General features: G+C 72.6%; 16 protein-coding genes. 7 read left to right on the top strand and 9 right to left on the bottom strand.

Going from position 1 to position 22,077, the window contains the following annotated elements:
- Window positions 1-48: 48 nt before the first annotated feature.
- Window positions 49-2,643, bottom strand: a complete 2,595-nt coding sequence (locus ACIQUQ_RS14145; RefSeq protein WP_403975094.1) for a bifunctional FO biosynthesis protein CofGH — start codon at window positions 2,641-2,643, stop codon at window positions 49-51.
- A gap of 1,153 nt (window positions 2,644-3,796) precedes the next feature.
- Complete coding sequence (locus ACIQUQ_RS14140) at window positions 3,797-4,582, bottom strand: SDR family oxidoreductase (RefSeq protein WP_403975091.1); 786 nt, start codon at window positions 4,580-4,582, stop codon at window positions 3,797-3,799.
- 414 nt (window positions 4,583-4,996) lie between these two features.
- Here ACIQUQ_RS14140 and ACIQUQ_RS14135 point away from each other — a divergent pair, with 414 nt between their 5' ends.
- The 3 genes from ACIQUQ_RS14135 (at window position 4,997) to ACIQUQ_RS14125 (ending at window position 8,759) form a co-directional block, all read left to right on the top strand.
- A complete protein-coding gene (locus ACIQUQ_RS14135) occupies window positions 4,997-6,442 on the top strand; it encodes a family 2B encapsulin nanocompartment shell protein (protein ID WP_403975088.1) in 1,446 nt (481 codons plus the stop codon).
- Between the two features lie 103 nt (window positions 6,443-6,545).
- Window positions 6,546-7,841, top strand: a complete 1,296-nt coding sequence (locus tag ACIQUQ_RS14130) for a family 2 encapsulin nanocompartment cargo protein terpene cyclase (RefSeq protein ID WP_403975085.1) — start codon at window positions 6,546-6,548, stop codon at window positions 7,839-7,841.
- Between the two features lie 21 nt (window positions 7,842-7,862).
- Window positions 7,863-8,759, top strand: a complete 897-nt coding sequence (locus ACIQUQ_RS14125) for a geranyl diphosphate 2-C-methyltransferase (protein ID WP_403975083.1) — start codon at window positions 7,863-7,865, stop codon at window positions 8,757-8,759.
- A 24-nt stretch (window positions 8,760-8,783) separates the two neighbouring features.
- Here ACIQUQ_RS14125 and ACIQUQ_RS14120 read toward each other — a convergent pair whose 3' ends face one another.
- The 4 genes from ACIQUQ_RS14120 to ACIQUQ_RS14105 all read right to left on the bottom strand — a co-directional run bounded on the left by ACIQUQ_RS14120 (window position 8,784) and on the right by ACIQUQ_RS14105 (window position 12,372).
- The gene (locus ACIQUQ_RS14120; RefSeq protein WP_403975081.1) at window positions 8,784-10,664 is read right to left on the bottom strand and encodes a transglycosylase domain-containing protein; all 1,881 of its coding nucleotides are present in this window, start codon (window positions 10,662-10,664) and stop codon (window positions 8,784-8,786) included.
- 157 nt (window positions 10,665-10,821) lie between these two features.
- Complete coding sequence (locus ACIQUQ_RS14115) at window positions 10,822-11,160, bottom strand: hypothetical protein (protein WP_403975079.1); 339 nt, start codon at window positions 11,158-11,160, stop codon at window positions 10,822-10,824.
- Between the two features lie 109 nt (window positions 11,161-11,269).
- Window positions 11,270-11,518 (bottom strand): DUF397 domain-containing protein, encoded by a 249-nt coding sequence (locus ACIQUQ_RS14110; RefSeq protein WP_403975077.1) that lies wholly within the window; start codon window positions 11,516-11,518, stop codon window positions 11,270-11,272.
- Entirely contained in the window at window positions 11,515-12,372 is an 858-nt protein-coding gene (locus tag ACIQUQ_RS14105) for a helix-turn-helix domain-containing protein (protein ID WP_403975074.1), read from the bottom strand. Before ACIQUQ_RS14105 ends, ACIQUQ_RS14110 begins: the two co-directional genes overlap by 4 nt.
- Window positions 12,373-12,526: 154 nt before the next feature.
- Between ACIQUQ_RS14105 and ACIQUQ_RS14100 the strand changes: the two genes are divergently transcribed.
- The 4 genes from ACIQUQ_RS14100 to ACIQUQ_RS14085 all read left to right on the top strand — a co-directional run bounded on the left by ACIQUQ_RS14100 (window position 12,527) and on the right by ACIQUQ_RS14085 (window position 14,810).
- Complete coding sequence (locus ACIQUQ_RS14100; protein ID WP_403975071.1) at window positions 12,527-12,919, top strand: ATP-binding protein; 393 nt, start codon at window positions 12,527-12,529, stop codon at window positions 12,917-12,919.
- 336 nt (window positions 12,920-13,255) lie between these two features.
- Complete coding sequence (locus tag ACIQUQ_RS14095; protein WP_403975069.1) at window positions 13,256-14,230, top strand: helix-turn-helix domain-containing protein; 975 nt, start codon at window positions 13,256-13,258, stop codon at window positions 14,228-14,230.
- A gap of 83 nt (window positions 14,231-14,313) precedes the next feature.
- Window positions 14,314-14,445, top strand: coding sequence for a hypothetical protein (locus ACIQUQ_RS14090; protein WP_403975067.1), 132 nt, complete (start codon window positions 14,314-14,316; stop codon window positions 14,443-14,445).
- Entirely contained in the window at window positions 14,442-14,810 is a 369-nt protein-coding gene (locus ACIQUQ_RS14085; RefSeq protein ID WP_403975064.1) for a helix-turn-helix domain-containing protein, read from the top strand. The genes ACIQUQ_RS14090 and ACIQUQ_RS14085 overlap by 4 nt, the downstream gene beginning before the upstream one ends.
- A gap of 70 nt (window positions 14,811-14,880) precedes the next feature.
- Here ACIQUQ_RS14085 and ACIQUQ_RS14080 read toward each other — a convergent pair whose 3' ends face one another.
- From ACIQUQ_RS14080 to ACIQUQ_RS14070, 3 genes are all read right to left on the bottom strand, one after another.
- Window positions 14,881-18,885, bottom strand: coding sequence for a hypothetical protein (locus ACIQUQ_RS14080; protein ID WP_403975062.1), 4,005 nt, complete (start codon window positions 18,883-18,885; stop codon window positions 14,881-14,883).
- Between the two features lie 221 nt (window positions 18,886-19,106).
- Complete coding sequence (locus tag ACIQUQ_RS14075) at window positions 19,107-21,383, bottom strand: hypothetical protein (RefSeq protein WP_403975059.1); 2,277 nt, start codon at window positions 21,381-21,383, stop codon at window positions 19,107-19,109.
- Complete coding sequence (locus ACIQUQ_RS14070; protein ID WP_403975057.1) at window positions 21,380-22,075, bottom strand: ABC transporter ATP-binding protein; 696 nt, start codon at window positions 22,073-22,075, stop codon at window positions 21,380-21,382. Before ACIQUQ_RS14070 ends, ACIQUQ_RS14075 begins: the two co-directional genes overlap by 4 nt.
- Window positions 22,076-22,077 lie beyond the last annotated feature (2 nt).

The raw sequence follows: 22,077 nt of genomic DNA, 5'->3' as shown, positions 1-22,077 counted from the left end.
CCTGCGGGTCCGGCACCCGGCCAGGGTCCGGCACCGCACACCGAAGTCCTAGTCCAGCACCGGCAGCAGCTCCGGCAGGTGGCCGTCCGACGCGGCGGCCGCCCGTCGCCGCTCCTCCGGGACCTCCCCGTACAGCGTCGTACGGGGCTTCGCCGGGCGCCCGGCGGCCTCGGCCACCGCCTCCAGGTCCCGCACGGACTTGTACGAGCCGTAACCCGAGCCCGCCATGCGGGAGATGGTCTCCTCCATCAGGGTGCCGCCCAGGTCGTTCGCACCCGACCGGAGCATCTCCGCCGCCCCCTCCGTGCCCAGCTTCACCCAGCTCGTCTGGATGTTGGTCACGTACGGGTGCAGCAGCAGCCGCGCCATCGCCGTCACCGCGCGGTTGTCCCGCATCGTCGGCCCCGGCCGGGCGATGCCGGCCAGGTAGACCGGCGCGTTGGTGTGGATGAACGGCAGCGTCACGAACTCCGTGAAGCCCGCGACCCCCTTCTCCCGCGCCCTGCGCTGCACCTCCACCAGCGTGCGGAAGTGCCCGAGCCAGTGCCGGGGCTGGTCCACGTGCCCGTACATCATCGTGGACGAGGAGCGGATGCCCAGCTCGTGCGCCGTGGAGATGACGTCGATCCAGTCCGCGGCCGGCAGCTTGCCCTTGGTCAGCACCCACCGGACCTCGTCGTCGAGGATCTCGGCCGCCGTCCCCGGGATCGAGTCGAGGCCGGCTTCCTTCGCCGCCGTCAGCCAGTCCCGTACGGACATCCCGGTGCGCGTCGCGCCGTTGACGACCTCCATCGGCGAGAAGGCGTGCACGTGCATGCCCGGCACCCGCTCCTTCACCGCCCGCGCGATGTCGAAGTACGCCGTCCCCGGCAGGTCCGGGTGGATGCCGCCCTGCATGCACACCTCGACCGCGCCGACGTCCCAGGCCTGCGCGGCCCGGTCGGCCACCTGCTCCAGGGACAGCGTGTACGCGTCGGCGTCCGTGCGGCGCTGCGCGAAGGCGCAGAACCGGCAGCCGGTGTAGCAGACGTTCGTGAAGTTGATGTTCCGCGTGACGACGTACGTGACGTCGTCGCCCACCACGTCGCGGCGCAGCTCGTCCGCGATCCGGGTCAGGGCGTCCAGCGCCGGGCCGTCCGCGTGCAGCAGCGCCAGCGCCTCGGCGTCGGTCAGCCGCGTCGGGTCGTCGGCCGCCTGCGAGAGCGCCGCCCGCACGTCGGTGTCGATCCGCTCCGGCGCCATCCCGGGCGCCGCGGCCTCGCGCAGGGCGTCCCAGTCCCCGTACACCGCATCGAAGTCGGTCCGCCGGTCCCCCGTACGCCCCTCGGTGTCGACGGCCCGGTGCAGATCGGTGCGGCCGCTCGGGCTGAACACCTCCTCGGGCTCCTGCCACGGCCGGCCCTCGACCACCGCGTCCGGCTGCGCCAGCCCGGTCTCCGGATCGGCGAGCGCGCGGACGTGCGGGAGCAGCCGCGGGTCGAGCCAGGGCTCGCCGCGCAGCACGAACTCCGGGTACACGCACAGCCGTTCCCGCAGCTCGAAGCCGGCCGCAGCGGACTGCTGCGCGAGCCGCTCGATCTGCGGCCAGGGCCGCTCGGGGTTCACGTGGTCGATGGTCAGTGGCGAGACGCCGCCCCAGTCGTCGATGCCGGCGCCGATGAGCCGCCCGTACTCGCCGTCGACGAGGTTCGGCGGCGCCTGCAGGCACGCGGCCGGCCCCATGATGTGCCGCGCCACGGCGACGGTGGCCACCAGCTCGTCCAGCTCGGCGTCCGGCATGCCGCGCATCGCCGTGTCCGGCTTGGCGCGGAAGTTCTGGATGATCAGCTCCTGGATGCCGTGGTACGCCCGGGACACGCGGCGCAGCGCGAAGAGGGACTCGGCGCGCTCCTCGTACGTCTCCCCGATGCCGATCAGCAGCCCGGAGGTGAAGGGCACGGAGGACCGCCCGGCGTCCTCCAGCACCCGCAGCCGTACGGCGGGTTCCTTGTCGGGGGAGCCGTAGTGCGGCATCCCCGGCTCGGACCAGAGCCGCTCGGCGGTGGTCTCCAGCATCATCCCCATGCTGGGGGCGACGGGCTTGAGTCGCTGGAAGTCGGCCCAGGACATCACGCCCGGATTGAGATGGGGAAGCAGCCCGGTCTCCTCGAGGATCCTCACCGACATGGCCCGCACGTACGAAATGGTGTCGTCGTACCCGGCGGCCTCCAGCCACTCCCGCGCCTCGGGCCACCGGTCCTCGGGCTTGTCGCCGAGGGTGATCAGCGCTTCCTTGCACCCGGCGGCCGCCCCTCGCCGCGCGATGTCCAGCACCTCGTCGGGGGACATGAACATCCCGTGCCCGTCCCTGCGGAGCTTGCCGGGGACGGTGGCGAAGGTGCAGTAGTGGCACTTGTCCCGGCACAGCCGGGTGAGCGGGATGAACACGCTCTTGCTGTACGTGATCACCCCCGGCCGCCCGGCGGCCGCGAGCCCGGCGTCGCGCACCCGTGCCGCGGATGCGGCCAGGTCGTCGAGGTCGGCCCCTCGGGCCTGGAGCAGCACGGCGGCCTCGCTGACGTCCAGCGCGACCCCGTCCCGGGCCCTCCTGAGGGCCCGGCGCATGGCGTTGGTGGTGGGTCCGGTGCCGGGGCTCATGGTCATCCCTGGAGCATACGATTCGCCGCTCCGCGTTCTCCCGCCGATGTCCGTTTCCCCTCCCCTACGGGCCCCCTGCCGGGGTGCCGACCTTCTGTTGCGGGCTCCCTGTCGGGGTGTCGCCCGTCTGCCGTCCCCGTGTCGGGGTGCCGGCCCTCTGTTGCGGGCTCCCTGTCGGGGTGTCGCCCGTCTGCCGTCCCCGTGTCGGGGTGCCGGCCCTCTGCTGCGGGCTCCCTGCCGGGTGCCGCCCTCCTGTTGGGGGCTCCCTGCCCGGGTGCCGCCGCCCATACGGCCCCCCCTGCCCGGGTGCCGGCCCTCTGCTTCGGGCCCCTGCGCCCGTGTGCGGTCACGCCCCCTTGCCGGGCGCCGCCCCGCACCGCGCAGCGGCCCTTGCCCGCGCAGCACCCATACCGGGCGTGCCCGGGCTGGCCTGTGCCGTGTGCGGCGCCGTCGTGGTGCGGGCCGTTGCCGCTGCGCGGAGCCGTTTCCCCACCCCGCCCCTTCCCGAACCGGGGCTCCGCCCCGGACCCCGCGCCTCAAACGCCGGCGAGGCTGGATTTCGCCGAGCGAACCCAGCCCCCGCCAGCACATCCCTCGCCGCAGGCACCTCCCGTGCCACCAGCACATCCGCGCCGCAGGCACATCCCGCCCCACCAGAGCATCTGCGCCGCAGGCACATCCCGCGCCGCCAGCGCATCCCGTGCCACCAGCGCATCCGCGCCGCAGGCATATCCCGTGCCGCCGGCACATCCAGCCCCTCCGGCGTTTGAGGAGCGGGGGCACGGGGGCGGAGCCCCCGAAGGGTCCGGGCGAAGCCCGGGGAACGGAGGAAGGGCGGGTAGGGGACAGCCCCGCAGGGCAACGAACCCGCACCCGGCACGCCGCCGCACCCAGCACAGGACACGCCCCGGCACGAGCCCCGAACCCGGAAGGACCCGCACCCGGACCGAGACCCTCACCCGGAGGGAGACACACCCGGCAGCAGCCCGGTACGACCCGCCCCCGGCACGGGACCGCACCCGGCAGCACCCGCCCCCAGTACCGCATCCGCACCCGGCATGGGACCGGCACCCAGCACGGGACCGGGACCCGGCACCACCCGCCCCCGGCACCGCATCCCCACCCGGCACAGGACCGGCACGGGACCCGCAGCGCAGCGTCACCGCATCAGCTCACCCGCATTCACCAGCACCGACTGCCCCGTAATGGCCCGCGCACGCGACGACGCCAGGAAGGCCACCGCATCCGCCACGTCCCCGTCCGTCGCCAGCTCCGGCAGAGCCATCCGCTCCGTCAGCCGCCCCAGCACCTCCGCCTCCTCCACGCCCTCGCCATGGGCGGTGAAGGTCACGTACGCCTGCACCGGCGGGCCCCACATCCACCCCGGCAGCACGGTGTTCACCCGGATCCGGTGCGGCCCGAGCTCCCGGGCCATCGAGTACATGGCCGACGTCAGCGCGCCCTTCGACGCCGCGTACGCGGCCTGCTGCACCTGCGACGGCGCCGCCACCGCCGACTGCGTGCCGATGATCACCACCGACCCGCCGCCCCCCGCCTTCAGCGCCGGCAGGCAGGCCCGGGTCATCCGCAGCGTGCCCAGCAGGTTCACGTCCAGGATCTGCTGCCAGGTGCCGAAGTCCGCGTCCTCCAGGCCCCCGAAGTACGAGTCCCAGGCCGCGACGTGGACCACCGCGTCGATCCCCCCGAACCGCTCCACCGCCAGCGCGGCCAGCGCCTCGCACTGGGCCTCGTCCGAGATGTCGGTCGGCAGATACGCGGTGTGCCGTCCGTCGGGGTCGATCTCAGCGGCGGATTTGGCGAGATTGGCCTCCGTACGGGCGCCCAGCACCGCGTTCCCGCCGTCCCGCACGACGGTCGCGGCCACCTGGTGCCCGAGCCCGGCCCCGACCCCGGAGACCACGACGGTCTTCCCTTGCAGCAGCATGCGTGCTCGCCTCCCGGCTCCAGCAGAAACTGATGGCGCGTCAGATTAGGCCGCCGCCCGCCCGGATGGAAGCCCTGCGACCGCTTCGCCCGGCCCCCCGCGGGGGTGCACACACCCCGAGCCCCCTGCCACCACCCTCCGCCCCCCTCGCCTCCACCCCCCACCCCCCAACCGCCACCCCCCACCCCCCCAACCGCCACCCCCCCAACCCCCACCCGCTGTCCGGAATCCGCCACCCCCTGGCCGAACGCCGACCGCGCGCCCCGCAAACGCATCAAGGCCCAAGATCACCGCATCGAGGTAATGCCCCCGGCTTCGGTGCGCCGACCCGGCGCGCGGCCGTCTACTGTGCTCCCGGATCCGGTCGGAATGCCCGGAAATTCCGCCCCTGTCACACGAAGGAGAGCCCGCCCGATGACGGTGGACGCCAGCCCGGACGCGCAGTTAGAGCCGACCCCGCCGAGCCGCGGCCCGGGGGCCGCCGCCCCGCACACCAGTCTCGGCACGGCCGCGGCCCGCAACCTCGCCACCACGACCAAGTCCGCCCCGCAGATGCAGGAGATCACCTCCCGCTGGCTGCTGCGGATGCTGCCGTGGGTGGAGACCAAGGGCGGCACGTACCGGGTCAACCGCCGCCTCACCTACACCGTGGGCGACGGCCGCATCGAGTTCGTCCAGGACGGCGCCGACGTCCGCGTCATCCCCCGCGAGCTCGGCGAACTCGCCCTGCTGCGCGACTTCGACGACGTCGACGTGCTCACCGAGCTCGCCGCCCGCTGCGTCCAGCGCGACTTCCGGCCCGGCGAGGTCATCGTCCAGGCCGGCACCCCTGCCGAACGGATTCACCTGATTGCGCACGGCCGCATCCGCCAGACCGCCACCGGCAAGTACGGCGACGAGCTCGCGGTGGCCGTCCTCGCGGACGGCGAGCACTTCGGCGAGTACGCCCTGCTCGACCCGGACGCCACCACCGACAGCACCGCCACCGCCGAGACCGCCGGCACGCTCCTCACCCTCTCCCGCGCCGACTTCGCCGCCCTGCTGGACCGGACACCGCACCTGCGCGACCACGTCGAGCGGTTCCGCTCACTGCCCCGGCAGCGGCAGAACCGTCACGGCGAGGCAGAGATCGCGATGTCCGCCGGCCACACCGGCGAGCACGAACTCCCGGGCGCCTTCGTCGACTACGAGCTCAAGCCGCGCGAGTACGAGCTGTCGGTCGCCCAGACCATCCTCCGCGTCCACACCCGGGTCGCCGACCTCTACAACGGCCCGATGAACCAGACCGAGGAGCAGCTCAGGCTGACCATCGAGGCGCTGCGCGAGCGCCAGGAGCACGAGCTGGTCAACAACCGGGAGTTCGGGCTCCTCCACAACGCCGCCTTCAAACAGCGGATCCAGCCCCACTCCGGCCCGCCCACCCCGGACGACATGGACGAACTGCTCTGCCGGCGGCGCGGCACCCGGTTCTTCCTCGCCCACCCGCGGACCATCGCGGCGATCGGGCGGGAGTTCAACGCCCGGGGCCTCTACCCCGACCACGTCGACGTCGGCGGCCAGGCGGTCCCCGCCTGGCGGGGCGTGCCGATCCTGCCGTGCAACAAGATCCCCATCAGCAGGGAGAACACGAGCTCGATCCTCGCGATGCGCGTCGGCGAGGACAAGCAGGGCGTCATCGGCCTCCACCAGACCGGCCTGCCGGAGGAGTACGAACCCGGCCTCTCGGTCCGCTTCATGGGCCTCGACGAAAAAGCGATCATCTCCTACCTCGTCACCACCTACTACTCCGCCGCCATCCTTGTGCCTGACGCGCTCGGCGTGTTGGAGAACGTGCAGATCGCCCGTAGGCACGATGAGTAGGACCTGCCCCGCCCCACGGCCATCACAGCCCGGACACCCCCGGGCCGGCCGACCGCGCCCGGGTCCCGGGACAGTCCACCCCCGTCTCATCTAGGAGCCACGGATGCCCGAGCCAGGGCTTTCGCCTCTGCCCACCACCACACCCCCGCCCCTGCCCGTACGCCGTCGCGCGCCCGCCACCGTGCCTGTGCCCGGTGCCGCCCCCGCGGCGGAAGCACCCGCCCCCGCGGCGGAAGCACCCGCGCCCGCGACGGGAACACCCGCCCCCGCGGCCCCCGGCAGCCCCGCCCTGGAGCGCATCCTGCGCGGCCCCAGCGGCCTCGGCACGGCGGGCCTCTTCCTGACGCCGCGCGAGGCTCCGCCGGAGCCCCCGCACGCCCCCGCGACCGACCAGGCCACCGAGCCCCCGGCACCCACCCGGGGCACCCCCATCCCCGGCCTCTACTACCACCCGGTCCCGGAGCCCGACCCGGTCCGCGTGGAGGAGGTCAGCCGCCGCATCAAGACCTGGGCGGTGGACGAGGTGGAGCTGTACCCGCCCGAGTGGGAGGACCAGTTCGACGGCTTCTCCGTCGGCCGCTACATGGTCGCCTGCCACCCGGACGCCCCCACGGTCGACCACCTGATGATCGCGACGCGGCTGATGGTCGCCGAGAACGTCGTCGACGACTGCTACTGCGAGGACCACGGCGGCTCCCCGGTCGGCCTCGGCGGCCGCCTCCTGCTGGCGCACACCGCCCTCGACCCCGTCCACACCACCACGGAGTACGGGCCGGACTGGGCGGAGTCCCTCCACTCGGACGCCCCGCGCCGCGCCTACCGCTCCGCGATGGAGTACTTCGTACGGCAGGCCAGCGCCTCCCAGGCGGACCGGTTCCGCCACGACATGGCCCGGCTGCACCTGGGCTACCTCGCCGAGGCCGCCTGGGCCCAGACGGAGTACGTCCCGCACGTCCACGAGTACCTGGCGATGCGGCAGTTCAACAACTTCCGCCCCTGCCCCACCATCACCGACACCATCGGCGGCTACGAACTGCCCGCCGACCTGCACGCCCAGCCGGAGATGCAGAAGGTGATCGCCCTCGCGGGCAACGCCACGACCATCGTCAACGACCTGTACTCGTACACCAAGGAACTCAACAGCCCCGGGAAGCACCTGAACCTCCCCGTGGTGATCGCCGAGCGCGAGGGCGTCTCCGACAAGGACGCCTACCTCAAGGCGGTCGAGGTCCACAACGACCTCATGCGCGAGTTCGAGGCCGCGGCCGCCCAGCTGGCCGCCGCCTGGCCGGTCCCGATGGTGCAGCGCTTCCTGCGCGGCGTGGCCGTGTGGGTCGACGGCAACCACTACTGGCACATGACGAACACCTACCGCTACAGCCTGCCCGATTTCTGGTAACCCCCCTTCTGCTTAAGAGGAATGGATCTCTCAGTGACCACCACCGTCAGCACCAGCCCCTTCATCCCCGCCCCCGGCTCCGCCCCCGCCGCCACCCCCTACCAGGGCGACATCGCGCGTTACTGGGACGGCGAGGCCCGTCCGGTCAACCTGAAGCTGGGCGACGTGGACGGCCTCTACCACCACCACTACGGCATCGGCGCGATCGACCAGGAGGCCCTCGGCGACCCCGAGGAGAGCGAGTACGAGAAGAAGCTGATCGCCGAGCTGCACCGGCTGGAGTCCGCGCAGGCCGAGGTGCTGCTCGACCACCTCGGCGCCATCGGCCGCGACGACCTGCTGATCGACGCCGGCTGCGGCCGCGGCGGCTCTTCGGTCATGGCCCACCAGCGCTTCGGCTGCAAGGTCGAGGGCGTCACGCTCTCCGCCAAGCAGGCCGAGTTCGGCAACCGCCGCGCCGCCGAGCTGGGCATCGGCGACCACGTCCGCGCCCGCGTCTGCAACATGCTGGACATGCCCTTCGAGAAGGGCTCCGCCGCTGCCTCGTGGAACAACGAGTCCAGCATGTACGTCGACCTCGACGACCTGATGGCCGAGCACTCCCGGGTCCTCCGCGTGGGCGGCCGCTACGTGACCATCACGGGCTGCTGGAACCCCAAGTACGGCCAGCCGTCGAAGTGGGTCTCGCAGATCAACGCCCACTTCGAGTGCAACATCCACTCGCGCCGCGAGTACCTGAAGGCGATGGCGGACAACCGCCTTGTCCCCCAGGCCGTCATCGACCTGACCCCGGACACCCTGCCCTACTGGAAGCTCCGGGCCACGTCCTCCCTGGTCACGGGCATCGAGGAGGCGTTCATCAAGTCCTACGAGGACGGCTCGTTCCAGTACGTCCTGATCGCCGCCGACCGCGTCTGACACCCGGCCCCGGGCCGCCACTGGTCAGGAGGAGCCGTCGTACGCCTTCCAGATCAGCGGCGGCAGGGCGCTCCCGCGCTCGGAGCCGGGGCCGCCGACGCCCTGCATGGGCAGCAGCTGCGTGACGCCGGGCTTCGTGCGGAACATGCCGACCGAGGTGCTCAGCTCCGGCGTCATGCCGATGTACCAGGCCGACTTCATGCGGTCGTTCGGTCCGGTCCTGCCGGCCCAGGACGGCCGGAAGGACCCCGGGCTCTTCGGGGGCCCGAGGGCCAGCCGGCTCACCTGCTGGAGCGCGGAGCCGACGACGTCGGCCGTGTACGAGCCCATGGCCTGCCGGGGCGCGGGCCGGCCGAGGCCCTTCACCGTGACGCCGTCCCGCACGACCTTGGTCACGGAGTAGGGCTCGGTGGCCCGGCCGTGGTTCAGGAAGGCGGTGTACGCGCTGGCCAGGCGGACGGCGCTGGGGGTCGAGGTACCGATGGCGAAGGTCGGCTCCAGCTTGGCCATGCTCTCCTCGCGCAGGCCGGTCGCCACGGCGAGCTTCTTGACCCTGTCCAGGCCGATGCGCTTGCCGGCCGTCACGAACGGCGTGTTGTCGGAAGCGACCAGGGACGAGTGCAGGTCCGTGAGCGCGCTGGGCGGTCCGGCGAACAGGGGGAGCGGGAGCGTGGTGGCGACCGGGGCCGGCTCGTCGGCGGGGTTCCCGTTCCCGAACTCCTGCTCCAGGGCGGCGGCGTACACGAAGGGCTTGAACGCCGAGGCCGCCGGGACGCCCGAGGTGTCCGCGTTGTTGCTGAAGTGCTTGATCGCGTCGGACCCGCCGTAGACGGCGACGACCGCGCCGTCCTTCGGGCTCACGGAGGCGGCACCGACCTCCACGTACCGGTCGTCGGCGCGCTTCGCCGGGTCCAGCTTGTCCTTGCTCACCTGCTCCACGGCCTTCGCCAGGGCCGCCACCCTGTCCTTCCGGAAGGTGGTGTGCACGCTGTAGCCGCCCCGGGCCAGGTCCTTGTCGGTGAGGCCGGTGCGGCTCTTCAGGTACTTGTTGGCGATGTCGACGAGGTAGCCGGTCTGTCCGGCCTGGCTGGTCGGCTTGACGGGCGCCTTCGGCTCGGGGAACTCGGTGTACTTCGCCCGCTCCGCGGCGCTCATGGTCCCGGTCTCGACCTGCCGGTCGAGGATCCACTCCCAGCGGTCCTCGGCGCGCCGGTGGTTCTCCGCGCTCACGGACGGGTCGAAGCCCTCCGCCCCCTTCAGCACGGCCGCGAGCAGGGCCGCCTGGCTGGGGTCCAGCTTCGCGGCGGGTATGCCGTAGTACGCGTACGAGGCGGCCTGGATCCCGTACGCGCCGCGGCCGAACCACGAGGTGTTGAGGTAGCCCTGGAGGATCTCCTGCTTGGACCGCTCCCGGCTGACCTTCACGGCGAGGAAGAGCTCCCTGACCTTGCGCTCGGCGGTCTGGTCCTGGCTCAGGTAGGCGTTCTTCACGTACTGCTGGGTGATCGTCGAACCGCCCTGGACCTCCTGGCCCTTGGCGATGTTGACGGCGGCGCGGAGGATTCCGGTCGCCGAGACGCCGGAGTCGCGGTAGAAGTCCTCGTTCTCGGCCGCGATGACCGCGCGCGGGACGGACTCGGGCACCTGGCCGAGCTTCACGTCCTGCCGGTTGACGTCGCCGACGCTGACCATGCGGCTGCCGTCCGCCCAGTAGTAGACGGTGGCCTGCCGACGGGCGGAGTCCTGGGCGTCGGGTATCTCCGTCTGTACGTACACGGCGATCACGAGGGCGGCCAGGGCGCCGGTGCAGAGGGCGAACAGCCCGGCGGTCAGCTTCCAGGAGGGCGTCCAGCGCCGCCAGCCGTGCCGTCCGCGCCGGGGGTAGTCGATGCGCATGGGGGACATGGACCTCCTTGGCAACAGGAATCGCGTGGGGGAAGCGACATCCGGCTTGAAGGATGATCAGACCGCGCTGTTGGTTGACTCTTTGGCCGAGATTCCATTCCATAAGCCCCCGCACGGGGTGGCGTCACCGTGCGGGGGCGGTCGTGGGGAGGGGGCCTCAGCCGCTGAAGACGACGGAGCGGAAGCGCGCGCCGGCCGGGGCGTTGAGGCCGGGGTTCACGACCCACCAGGTGTCGCCCTCGCACGCGGCGTCCTGGAAGAGCGTGGCCTCGGCGTCGGTGTAGTTGCGCCCGAGGAGTGCGGGGAGGTTGGCGGTGCCTTCAAGGTCGATGCAGACCCCGCTCGCCGGGTCTTCGAGCACGTGTCGGACCTGGACGTTGTTCAGGTCCACCGAGGTGTAGCGGAACTCTCCGGCCGCGGCCGAGGAGGATCCGGCGGTCGACAGGACGAGCACGAGGGCGGCGGTGCCGGCCGTGAGGGCTGTGCGCAGACGCATGGGGCATCCCGTGAGGTGGGTGGGGGAGGGGCGCCCCCACTTTCTCGCGCTCCTGACCTGCGGTAACGCCCCTGGCAGTGCCGTATCGTTCCGCCCTCACCCACCCGGCTCAGCGGGCTGCGGCGTACGCCACGAAGCCGGCCCAGGCGGCCGCGCCGAAGGCCAGCTGGGGGCCGGGGACGGCCTTGGAGTCGCGGACGTGGATGGTGTCGGGAGTGGAGGCCACTTCGACGCAGTCGTTGACGTCACCGTTGTCGCTGTAGCTGCTCTTGCGCCAGGCGACCTCGACGCAGTCGTTGATGTCGCTGCTGTCGCTGTAGCTGCTCTTGAACCAGCGGAGCTCGGGCTCGTCGATCATGTCTCTCCCAGTACCTGCTCAATGAAGGCCAGGGACTCCCGGGGCGTGAGAGCCTGGGCCCGGATGATGCCATACCGCAGCTCAAGGACCTGAAGCTGCTTCGGATCTGACACCGCGCGCCCGTAGAAGCTGCCCTCGGCCCGTCCAACGGCTGAGCCGTCACCGAACTTCAGCACCTGGATCAGTCCGTCCATTCCTGCATGCTCGTCGCAGAGGGTCGGCATCACCTGGAACGTGACGTTGCGCAACGTCGAGATCTCCAAGAGGTGTTCGAGCTGTCGGCGCATCACCATTGTCCCTCCGATGCGGCGCCTCAGCGTGACCTCTTCTTGGACGAAGCTCAGGGTTGGCGCCGGCGACCGACTGAAGATCGATTGGCGCGCCAGACGTCCCGCGACTCCTCGCTCTACCTGCTCGGGCGCGTGGGCTGGCTGTGCCATCTGAAAGAGGGCGGCGGCGTACTCCTCGATCTGTAGCAGCCCGTGGAGGTTGTGGTTGCCGTAGGCCAGCAGCTCCACAGCCTTGGCTTCCATCTTCGCCAGGTCCCGCACCCGCTTCGGGTATCGAGCCGTCTCGACGTCCTCCTTCATGGCGGCGATGCGGCCGCCCGCCTGGAGAACACTGTCGGCCTTGTCGAGGTACTCGGGGCGGGGGATCCTCGTGCCCGCCTCGACCTTCCGGACGAGGTCCTCTCCGTAACCGATCGCGCGGCCGAAGTCCGGGACCCGCATTCGCGCGGCCTCGCGCCACACCTTCAACTGGCGCCCCACCGCGGCGACAACGGCCGCACCCTGCTCGTCCTCCGGATCGACGTCCCAGCCGGACTCGTCCCTGTCCTCGTTGTCCTCGCTCATCCGCGCACCTCCCGCGTACCGACACGTCCAACGGCGCCGTACCCCTCCCCATACGCCGGACAGGCAGGACAAGACCGGACAAGCACCGGACAGTCTCCGTACGCACGGGCGCTGTCGCTGTCCACGGTATGCACGGGTCGCCACGCTGAGTCACATGAATCTCGAAAGTCGCCGCCTCGCCCTGTTCAGCGTGCAGCTCTCCTCAACCCCGCGCGGCGCCCGCCTCGCCCGCCTGCTCGCGGTCGAGCAACTGCGCAGTTGGGGCGTGCCATTCGAGCCCGCAGAGCACGTGGTCGCCGAACTGGCCGTGAACGCGATCACCCACGGCCGGGTCCCCGGGCGGGACTTCCTCCTCGGGCTCGCCGTCCACGCGGACACGCTCCGTATCGAGGTGGCCGACACCCGCGCCGACCGCCTGCCCGCCGAAGGCGGACCCGGCCTCGGCCTGCGCCTCGTCTCCGGCCTCACGGACCGCTGGGGAGTCACCCTCGGCCCCGCTCCCCGCAAGACCGTCTGGGCCGAACTGACGCTCGACACCGCGTCCTGAGAACGTACGACCCGGCAGCCCACTCCCCGGCCCGCCCCGGACCTAAAAGACTCAAAGAACCGGGGAAAACACCCCACCAAAACCCCTCCAGCCTCCCACCCCGAGCCCTCTCCCTCGGACGGGTGAACTATCCCAACTGGGCTGGATTTCGGGGTGGTTGCCGGGCATATGCTCGCCGCACAACCCCAGACATGAGACGGCCCCCGGCGGGACTGGCATCCCGGCCGAGGGCCTGATCCACGAGGAAGCGATACCTTCCCGATGGTCTTCCAGAAGCCTAGCGCGGGCACGCCTGCGCGACCCCGCAATCACGCCGGAACCGCCCGATCTGGTGGCATGGTCGGCGTCGTTCACGCCAACGTGCCGCTGACGACCCGCTTCACGGTCATCGCCAACCAACTGGCCCAGCACGAGCGCCTCTCGCTGCTGGCGATCGGCATCGCGGTCCACATCCAGTCCCTCCCGGCCGGCAGCCCGGTGAGCATCCGCGCCCTCGCCGACCGCTTCCCGGAGACCGAGCACCGCATCGGCCGAGCCCTCCGCGAACTCGAAGCCGCAGGCTTCCTCCGCCGCACCCGCCTCCGCCTCCCGACAGGCAAGGTCATCACGCGCACGGTCTCGTACAACGTCCCCCTGACCCCGGACCCGGACCCGGATCCCGACCCAGACTCCGACCCGGACCCGGACCCGGACCCGGACCCGGCCCCAGACCCCGCCCCGGACCCGAGCCGCACCCCCGACCCGGAATCCACGCAGGACCCGGCCCCACCACGGCCAAACCCCGCCCAGCAGCCCGTCCAGCACCCCGTCCAGCAGCCCGTCCAGCACCCCACTCCGCACCCCGCCCCGGCCGCGACGCCCACCCCCACGACGGTCGAGCGCCCGCCCCGCGCCGCGTCGAGTCCGCCGGCACCCGCGCCCAGCAGCCCTCTCGCACGCGAATCCGCCCACCTCCTGGCCGGACTACGGGCCCGGGACCCGCGCCTGCTCCTCTCCGAGGGGGACATCCGCCGCCTCACCCCCGGCGTCGTGGAATGGCTGGTGCGCGGCGTCCCGCCGGAAGGCATCCGCCGCACCCTCACCGCCACCCTCCCGGACAACCTCCGCAACCCCGCGGGCCTCCTCGCGCACCGGCTCCGCGACCTGCTGCCGCCGCTCCTCCCGCGGCCGCTCCACGCCTCGCCCCCACCCCCGACCCGGGACCGCCCCCACTACCCCCTGCACAACTGCGACGGCTGCGACCTGGCCTTCCGCGCCCCCACCCCCGGCCGCTGCCGCGACTGCCGCTCTGCTCCCCCCACGGCCGCCTGAGATGCCGGATCCCGCCTACCTGGCCATGCGGCCGTTCATCGAGTCGCTCCCCGAAGGGCTCCCGGGCACCCTTGAGGGCCGTCATGTCCGACATCCACCCGACGCCCGACGGCCCGCGCTACGCGACCAGCCGCGACTTCCTCTACGGCGAGGACGTCACGATCGGCAAGTGGACCATCTCCACCGACGGCCTACCCCGCTACGAGACACCGTGAGCCACTCGCACTGGAAGACCCGCCGCACCAGAAAGCTCCTGGGGCAGTCCGTTCAGGAATCTCCCGCCTACGTTCAGGCGGGGTACGGGTTCGCGCTGGGGCAGGCCGTCTACGACCGCCGCACCGACCTGGGCCTGTCGCAGGCAGAGCTGGCACGGCGAGCGGGCATGAGCCAGCTGCAGGTCTCGAACATCGAGGGCGGCGACTCCGTGCCGACGCTGCCCCTGCTGACTCGCCTGGCCAAGGCCCTGGACGCGTCGCTGACCATCGACCTGGACGGCGACCGCTCGTCCTTCGCCTTCACGTCGCGCTCAAGCGACCAGCCGGACGACGCGCCCTCGGATGGAAGCAACCCCGCCGCATGACGCCGTGACGGTGACGCGGAGGCCCCGGTCGCCTGGTGGCGGCCGGGGCCCTCGCTCACGTACGCGCGCGTCAGCCGGTGAACCAGCCCATCAGGTCGGCCCGCAGCTGGACGCTCCCCGAGTGGTTGGTGAGCGAGACCCAGCCGTCGGTGACCGGGACCGTGATCAGGTTGGTCGCCGCACGGCCGGTGCCGTACGTGAGCGCCGCCAGCCCGGGCCAGGTGCGGCCGTGCGGGGCCACCGTCACGTAGCTGGTCGTGGTCGGCGAGCCGACCGTGACGGCGAGGGTGACCGCCTTCGCGTCGTCGGGTACGCCGGCCATTCCCCGTACGGGGAAGCTCACCGTCTGGTCCGGGCCCACCGCGCCCGGACGGGCACCCAGCCCCGTCGAGGTGTTGAGCAGCCGCACCGGGGCGGCGGGGGTGTACCGCGAGCCGTCGGCGGAGTAGTAGCCCGAGACATCGGCGACGAGGTCCACGCTGCCGGCGCTGTTGCGCAGGTCGATCACGCCGTTGCGGACCGGGACGGTCACGCTGTTCGAGCTCGTCCTACCGCCGGTGAAGGTGAGGTGCGTGGTGCTCGGACGGGTGGTGCCGTCGGCCCATGCCGTGATGTGGCCGTTGGTCGTCGGCTTCACGACGGTGAGGTTCACGACCACAGCGGTGGCGCCCGTGGCCGGTACGCCGCCCACGCCCGCGACCTTGAGCTTGACGGTCGCGCCCGCGCCCACGCGGGCCTTCGGCGCGCCCGTGCCGACCCGGGTGTCCAGGATCCGCTTCGGGGTGACCGTCGTGAGCTTCGAGCCCGCGGTCGTGCTGGTGGTGTAGTACCCCGTGACCTCGGCGAACAGGTCGAGGTAACCCGTGCTGTTGCGGAGGTTCACCGCCCCGTTCCGGACCGGGACGACCACGGTGGTCGTGGTCGTCTGCCCGGCCGTGGTGCTCAGGGCCGTGGTGTCCGGGCGGGTGGCGCCGTCGGCCCACGCGGTGATGCGGCCATCGGCGGTGGGCGCCACGGCGGTGAGGTTCACGACCACCGCGGTGGCGCCCGTGGCCGGTACGCCGCCCGCGCCCGCGACCTTGAGCTTCACGGTCCCGCCCGCACCCAGCCGCGCCTTCGGCGCGCCCGTACCGGTCCGGGTGTCCAGGATCCGCTTCGGGGTGACCGGCACGAACCGGCCGCGGGTGACGGCCGGCGCGGCGGTCACCGTGAACGCGTTCGGGAGGTAGCCGGGGGAGCGCTCGCCGGAGGTGTAGCCGGTGTTGTCGAGGACCAGGTCGTAGCGGCCGGGAGGAGTGCTGCGGGTGCTCAGCCGCACGGTGAGTTCGGTGCCGTCGGAGTTGACGGACACGGGAGTCGCCATGCGATAGCTGCCCTGCCAGCTCCCGGACGAGAGTTCCACCTCGGTGCCCAGGGTCAGCTTCTTGCCGCGCAGCACAACCAGGTGGGAGGTGCCCGCCGCTCCGCTGCTCAGGCTCAGCGACGACGCGTCGGCCCGCTGGCGGGGAACCGCGCAGCCGGAGTGACAGACACCCTGGATCGTGTATTCCACAGGCATCGCGGACCGGTCCGGGCTCACGATCACCACCTGGCCGCCCGACGTGCTGGAACCGGCGCTGCAGTGGTAGCGGAACTCGCCCATGTTCTCGCCGTAACAGCCGTAAGGGGCGTTGTTCCCGAAGCCGTCGTTCCCCAGCACGCTCACCCACGGCACGTCCCTCGAGTAGCCGCTCGCCGCGCCGTAGACCTTGAACTCCTGCCGCGGCTTCATCGAGACCTGCGCGCAGTAGGCGGTGCCGGATTCGCTCAGGACACCGCTGCGGGCGGAGAAGCCCTCCGCGGACACCTTGTGGGCCGTGCACTCAGGGGCCCAGCCGGCCGAGGTGCCGACGCGCCACGTGTCGAGCCGGGCCGGGATCGCCTTGCCCGCGTACCCGGAGGCCAGTGCGAAGACCACGTAGCCGGCCGAACCGGTGGGCCGGCACGCGACCCCCCACTGCCAGCACACGATCCGGCCGGCGCTGTCCACGACGCCCAGCATCGCGCCGCTGTCGTCGGTGGTGCTGGTCCTCGCGGAGAACCAGAACTTGTCCCCGGCGGCTCCGCTGACGTGCAGGCAGGTGCTGTCGAGGCTGGTGGTGAAGGTGTACCCGACCGAAGGGCCGCCGACTGCGGTCGACTTGGGCGCCGCGCACTTGGCGGTGGCGGAGACGTCCCGCCGCACCAGGCGGTACGTGTCGGCCGCGCCGAACAGCACCGCGGCGTATGCGGTGCCCGCCTTGAAGGCGCATGTGGTCGTCGTCAGGGAGTAGGACGTGCCGCAGACCTTCTCACCGGCGCGGTCGTACACCTCGATGTACGCGGTGTTGCGGTTCGCGGTGTTGGAGTAGTCGAACATCTCCGCGACGGAGTGGGCGTCGGCGCCGATGGCCAGACAGGTGGCCGGGCGGTCCGCCGTCAGCTGTGCCTTCGTCCCGGAGGAAGGACCCCAGGAGGTCTGCGACCAGGGCAGGCAGCCGCCGGTCTCGCTCGTGCGCTGGATGACGAGCCGGTAGCCGTTCCCCTGTCCGAGCCCGGACACCACCGCACGGAACGGGGCGGTGCCGGTCAGCTTGCAGACGGCGTGGGAGTACTCGGCGCGGCACTGCTGGACACCCTTGGCGTCGAAGACCTCCACGTCCGGATGCGTGCTGTCCGCCGGGGGCGCGCTGAAGAGGTGTGCGCCCTGACCGGCGGCGGTCGGCAGGGTGAGGCACAGCCGCTGACCGAGCGCGCTGAAGGTGCCGGTCACCGGGCCGGACGCGAAACCGTCGTCGCGGACCGCCGTGCAGCCCTCGCCGCTGTCGGTGGCGTGGAACCACATGCCGAAGGCGTCCGGGTTCTCGTCCCTCAGGGTCCGGGCCCAGGTGTAGTCACCGGCCGTCAGGGTGCAGGGTGCGAGCAGGGTCGGCGTGCACACGGAGGTGCCGTCGGCCTTGCGGAGGTCGCCGTTGACCGAGGTGCCGGTGTGGACCGGGCCGTAGAGGTACGGGCCCGTGGCCGGCACGCGCAGGATCCGGCAGCGCGTGAAGGAGCTGGTGTCCGGGACCGTGCCGTAGGCCTGTGGGGTGACGACCGGGCAGCCGACGGGATCGGACAGCCGGTCGGCGGTGATGCTGTACGCGTCGACGCTCTCGCCGGAGATCTGGTACGCGAGTAGCCGGTAGGGTGCCTCGCCGGTCAGTCGGCACTCGATCTGCTCACCCCCGCTGCCGGGGTATGTGGTGCAGACCTCCTTGCCCGTGGCGTCGTTGACGGACAGATTCACCTGCGACTTGGACACATGTGTCCGCAGCACGTCTCCCGCTGCCAACGGGAGCGCGTAGCAATGGCCGGCCGAGCCGCCGGACAACGCACCGGAGAAGGAGTTCGGAGCACCGAGGGAGACGTCCTCATCGGTGATCTGCGTGCAGGCCGGGTCCGAGAGCAGGGCGTAGGCCTCCACGGAGTAGCCGGCGGAGCTGTCCTCGTCGCCGCTGACGTCGAGGGTGTAGGTGCCGGCGGTGTGGGTCGGGCAGCGCCAGGCTCCGTACCCGTTCCCCGGCGGGCGCGTGCAGGCGACGGCGGAGCCGTCGGGAGCGGTCAGCCGCTGGTACGGGTCCTGGTGGTTCAGACCGACGAGCTGGAGGAAAACCAGGTCGGTGGCCTTCGGGAGGTCGAACGTGAAGCGGCTGCCGCCCGGCGGCCGGGTGGCGCAGAGGTACGTGGTCCCCAGGGTGATGGCCCCCGAGCAGGCCTCCGGCAGGTCCGCGCCGGCCGAGGCGATCTCGCGGGCGGTGGTCTTCCGGGCCGCCCCGGCGCCCTCCGTGGGCGCGGTGGTCGCCGAAGGCTTGGGCGACGAAAGCGGGGCCTTGGGTCCTGTGCCGCTGGCCGCCATCCCCGTGCCGCCGTCCGGCCGCACCACCGCCGCGGACGCCGTGCCGGTCAGGCCCGGGCCGGTCACGGCGGTCGTCAGGGCCAGGGCGAAGGCCGCGAGCGTGGCGGCAGCGGAGTGCCGCGATCTGCGCCGCCACCCGGTACCGAATCGTTTCAGCAAGGATTCCCCCCTCGGAATCTCACCTCCCCGACCCCGCGCTACTCACGGAGCCGTCTGAAGCAGGCGGAGTCTAGACCAGGGCTGACCTGCGAATATGGGTGGTACGGGGGTGTGCGGCACTCGTGCACTCTTGCCCGGAAGAACCCGTTGCGGCCGGAAATCACGGGGGTGAGCCGGGATCGCCCACCGGGCCGCGCGTCCGGTACGTGGTCCCGGACGGCTCAGTCCCCGTCCCCGTACGGGCGCCACCGGGCCGACTGGCCGACGGCCGCCCGGGCACCGCACCACCACGCGAGGACGGCCAGCCCCGACAGGGACACGGCGGTGGCTGCGAGCAGGCCGCCGGACACCGCGATCCCGTCGACGGCACTCTCTTGGGGAGCCGCCAGCCACCACGCGACCACGGCGCTCACGACCACCGTGAGCAGCAGCGGTGCCAGCAGGGCCCAGGCCGCCGTCGTGTAGTGCACCTTCCGGGAGCCGGTCAGGACGCTCAGGGGAGCGACCAGTCCGCTGAGGCGGAGGAACTCCGCCAGGTTCGCGAAGACGATCGCGAGGGCGACGACCAGCGTGCCGGGGAGGCCGAAGAAGGTCACCCACCTGCTGTGCGCCTCGCTGTTGCGGGACCCCACCAGCCAGGACTCGCCCGGCAGCTCGGCGGTCACCGCCGCCAGCGGCAGGGTGTCGCGCAGTTGGCGCTTGAGCCGGTCGACCGGCAGGTCGGCACCGTCCGAGGTGGTGAGGACCAGGGTCGGCGGCGCCTCGCGCCAGTTCGGGGTCAGAGCCCCGCCCTGCTCCACCGCGACCCGATCGCTTCCCCCGACGGACCAGCGCACGGCCTCGACCACGCGAGGGTCGGCACCTGTGAGCGGAACGGTCGTTCCCGGCGTGCGGGCAGCTCCGCGGGCGGTCCCCTTGGCCGCACAGGGGAGCCGTACGCCTCCCAGTGCCTGGCAGTCGCCCCGTACGACGACCCGCCGTGCCGGATCCGAGCCCTCCTCGCTCCGCAGGGCCAGCGTTCGGACCGGGGAGGGGAGCTGCCGGAGGAAGCCTTCGAGCCGGCCGGGCGGCAGTCTGCCCGGATCGGCCTGGAGGAGCAGGACCGTGCGGCCGACGCGTTGGGCGGTGGCCTGCGCCGCCTGGGCGCTCTCGCCGAACTGCGCGTGCTTCAGCTGCATCTGGCTGACGAGGACCATGGCGATGCCCATACCGGCCACGAGCCTGGCGACCTGGGCGGGATGGGCGGCGATGTGCCGCCCCGCCAGCAGCGCCCCCGAACCGCCCCTGCGCCGCGCGGAGTCCGCCAGCCGCGGCCCCAGCGCGGAGGCGCCGAGTGCCACCGCGCACGGGAGGGTCGCCAGGACCGCGACCACGCCGGCGTTGTAGAGCAGCATGCGCAGATCGGCGTGCTCGGCCGGGTCCAGCAGGGCCGGCCCGCGGACGGTGGCGAGGAGGAGCACCGGGCACGCGTACGCGGCCCAGCGCAGGGCGTGCCCCCGATGGGCCGCCCAACGGGGGGACCGCGCCGCGGTCCGGCCCCCGGCGCGGTGCATCACCGCCACCAGGAGCACCAGTCCCGCCGCCGACCCGGCGCCCGCCAGGACGATCGCCCACCACCAGTGCCGCAGGTCGGTCGTGGAGAGGTGGTAGCCGATCCAGGGGAGCCGGACCTCGTCCAGGGGCATGGCCGCCCAGGCCGGCAGGGTGCCGAGGCAGGCGCCCAGCAGGACCGGCGGCCCCGACTCTCCCAGGTGCATGAGGAGGCGACGGGAGGGACCGCCGCCGAGTGCGCCGACCAGGGCCGTGCGGCGGTCCCGAGCCGCGGAGCCCATGCGGACGGCGACGACGGCGAGGGTGGCGGCGGGCAGGAGCACGAGGTAGAGCCCGGTGAGCAGCTTGCCGCGGTCGGACACGAACAGGAGGTCGCCCATGGGCAGGCCCCGCTCTCCGCCGAAGCCTGTCACCTCGCCGAAGTCCGCGCCGTCCAGCTGGCGGTCGGTCGGGTTCACGTACGCGTACCGCTCGCCCGGACTGGCCAGCCCGGCGGGGTGGATGGTGCCCACCACCCTTCCCAGCCGCTCAGGGGCGCCCTCGTCGCGCAGGGCCCGTGCCAGGGCGGCGGAGAGCACTGCCTCACCCGGCGCGGGCCACCGGTCCACGCCGGGGGGCGGCGGGACGCCGGGGGCGAGCGGCCGGACGTACACGAGGCTGTACTGGCGCCCTTCCGCCTCGTCGAAGTCGTTGCGGGCGAGGGCGGTTGCGGGCCGGTCCGGGAAGGCGGACCGGAACTGGATGCTGCGCGATGCGGTGCGCTGCTCCATCCCGTCGTACGCGGCGCAGACCGCCGCGACGGCCGACAGCCCGAGCGCCACTACGGCGGCCGCGGTGAGCAGCGCGACGGTGCGGAGGCGGCCGTCGGCCGACCGCCGCGCGGCCCGCCCCATCCGCAGGAGCTGTCCGGAGAGCGAGGCCGGTGAGGAGAGGGGGAGCCGTGTCACGCCCTGCTCCTCGCGGGCCGCGGCACGAGGTGGGCCCGGCTCAGCTCGAACGTGCGGTCCGCGCGGCCCGCGACCTCGGCGTCGTGGGTGACGACGACCAGTGCGCAGCCGCGGCGGCGGGGGAGCCCGAACAGCAGGTCGCACACGGTGTCCCGGGCGGCCGCGTCCAGCGCGCCGGTCGGCTCGTCCGCCAGGAGCACCGAGGGTTCGTTGACCAGGGCCCGGGCGAGGGCGGTCCGCTGCCGTTCGCCGCCAGACAGGTGCGCGGTGGCGATCTCGGAGGCGGGTACGCCGAGTTCGGCGAGGAGCCGCCCGGCCTCCTCGTAGGCGGGGCCGGGTCGCCTGCCCGCCAGCAAGGCGGCCAAGGCGACGTTCTCCACGGGCGTCAGTTCCGGCAGCAGTTCGCCGGACTGGAAGACCACGCCCAGGTGCCGGCTCCGGTGCCGCTCCAGCGCGCGGGCGCGCATCGTGGTGATGTCGGCGCCCGCCACGCGGACGCTCCCGCCGGAGGGCCGTACGAGACCCAGCGCACATCCGAGCAACGTGCTCTTGCCACTTCCGCTCGGACCGATGACCGCCACGGATTCCCCGCCCGCCACCCGAAGCCCGACCCCGTCGAGCAGCGTCCTGCCGCCCACCGCATACCGCAGCCCCCGTATGTCGAGCACGGCCTCCGAGCCCGCCCCACCCATGC

Source organism: Streptomyces sp. NPDC101118 (assembly GCF_044759445.1).
GTDB lineage: Bacteria > Actinomycetota > Actinomycetes > Streptomycetales > Streptomycetaceae > Streptomyces.
Note: the sequence above shows the minus strand (reverse complement) of the source record. Positions and strands in the feature narration are given on the sequence as shown.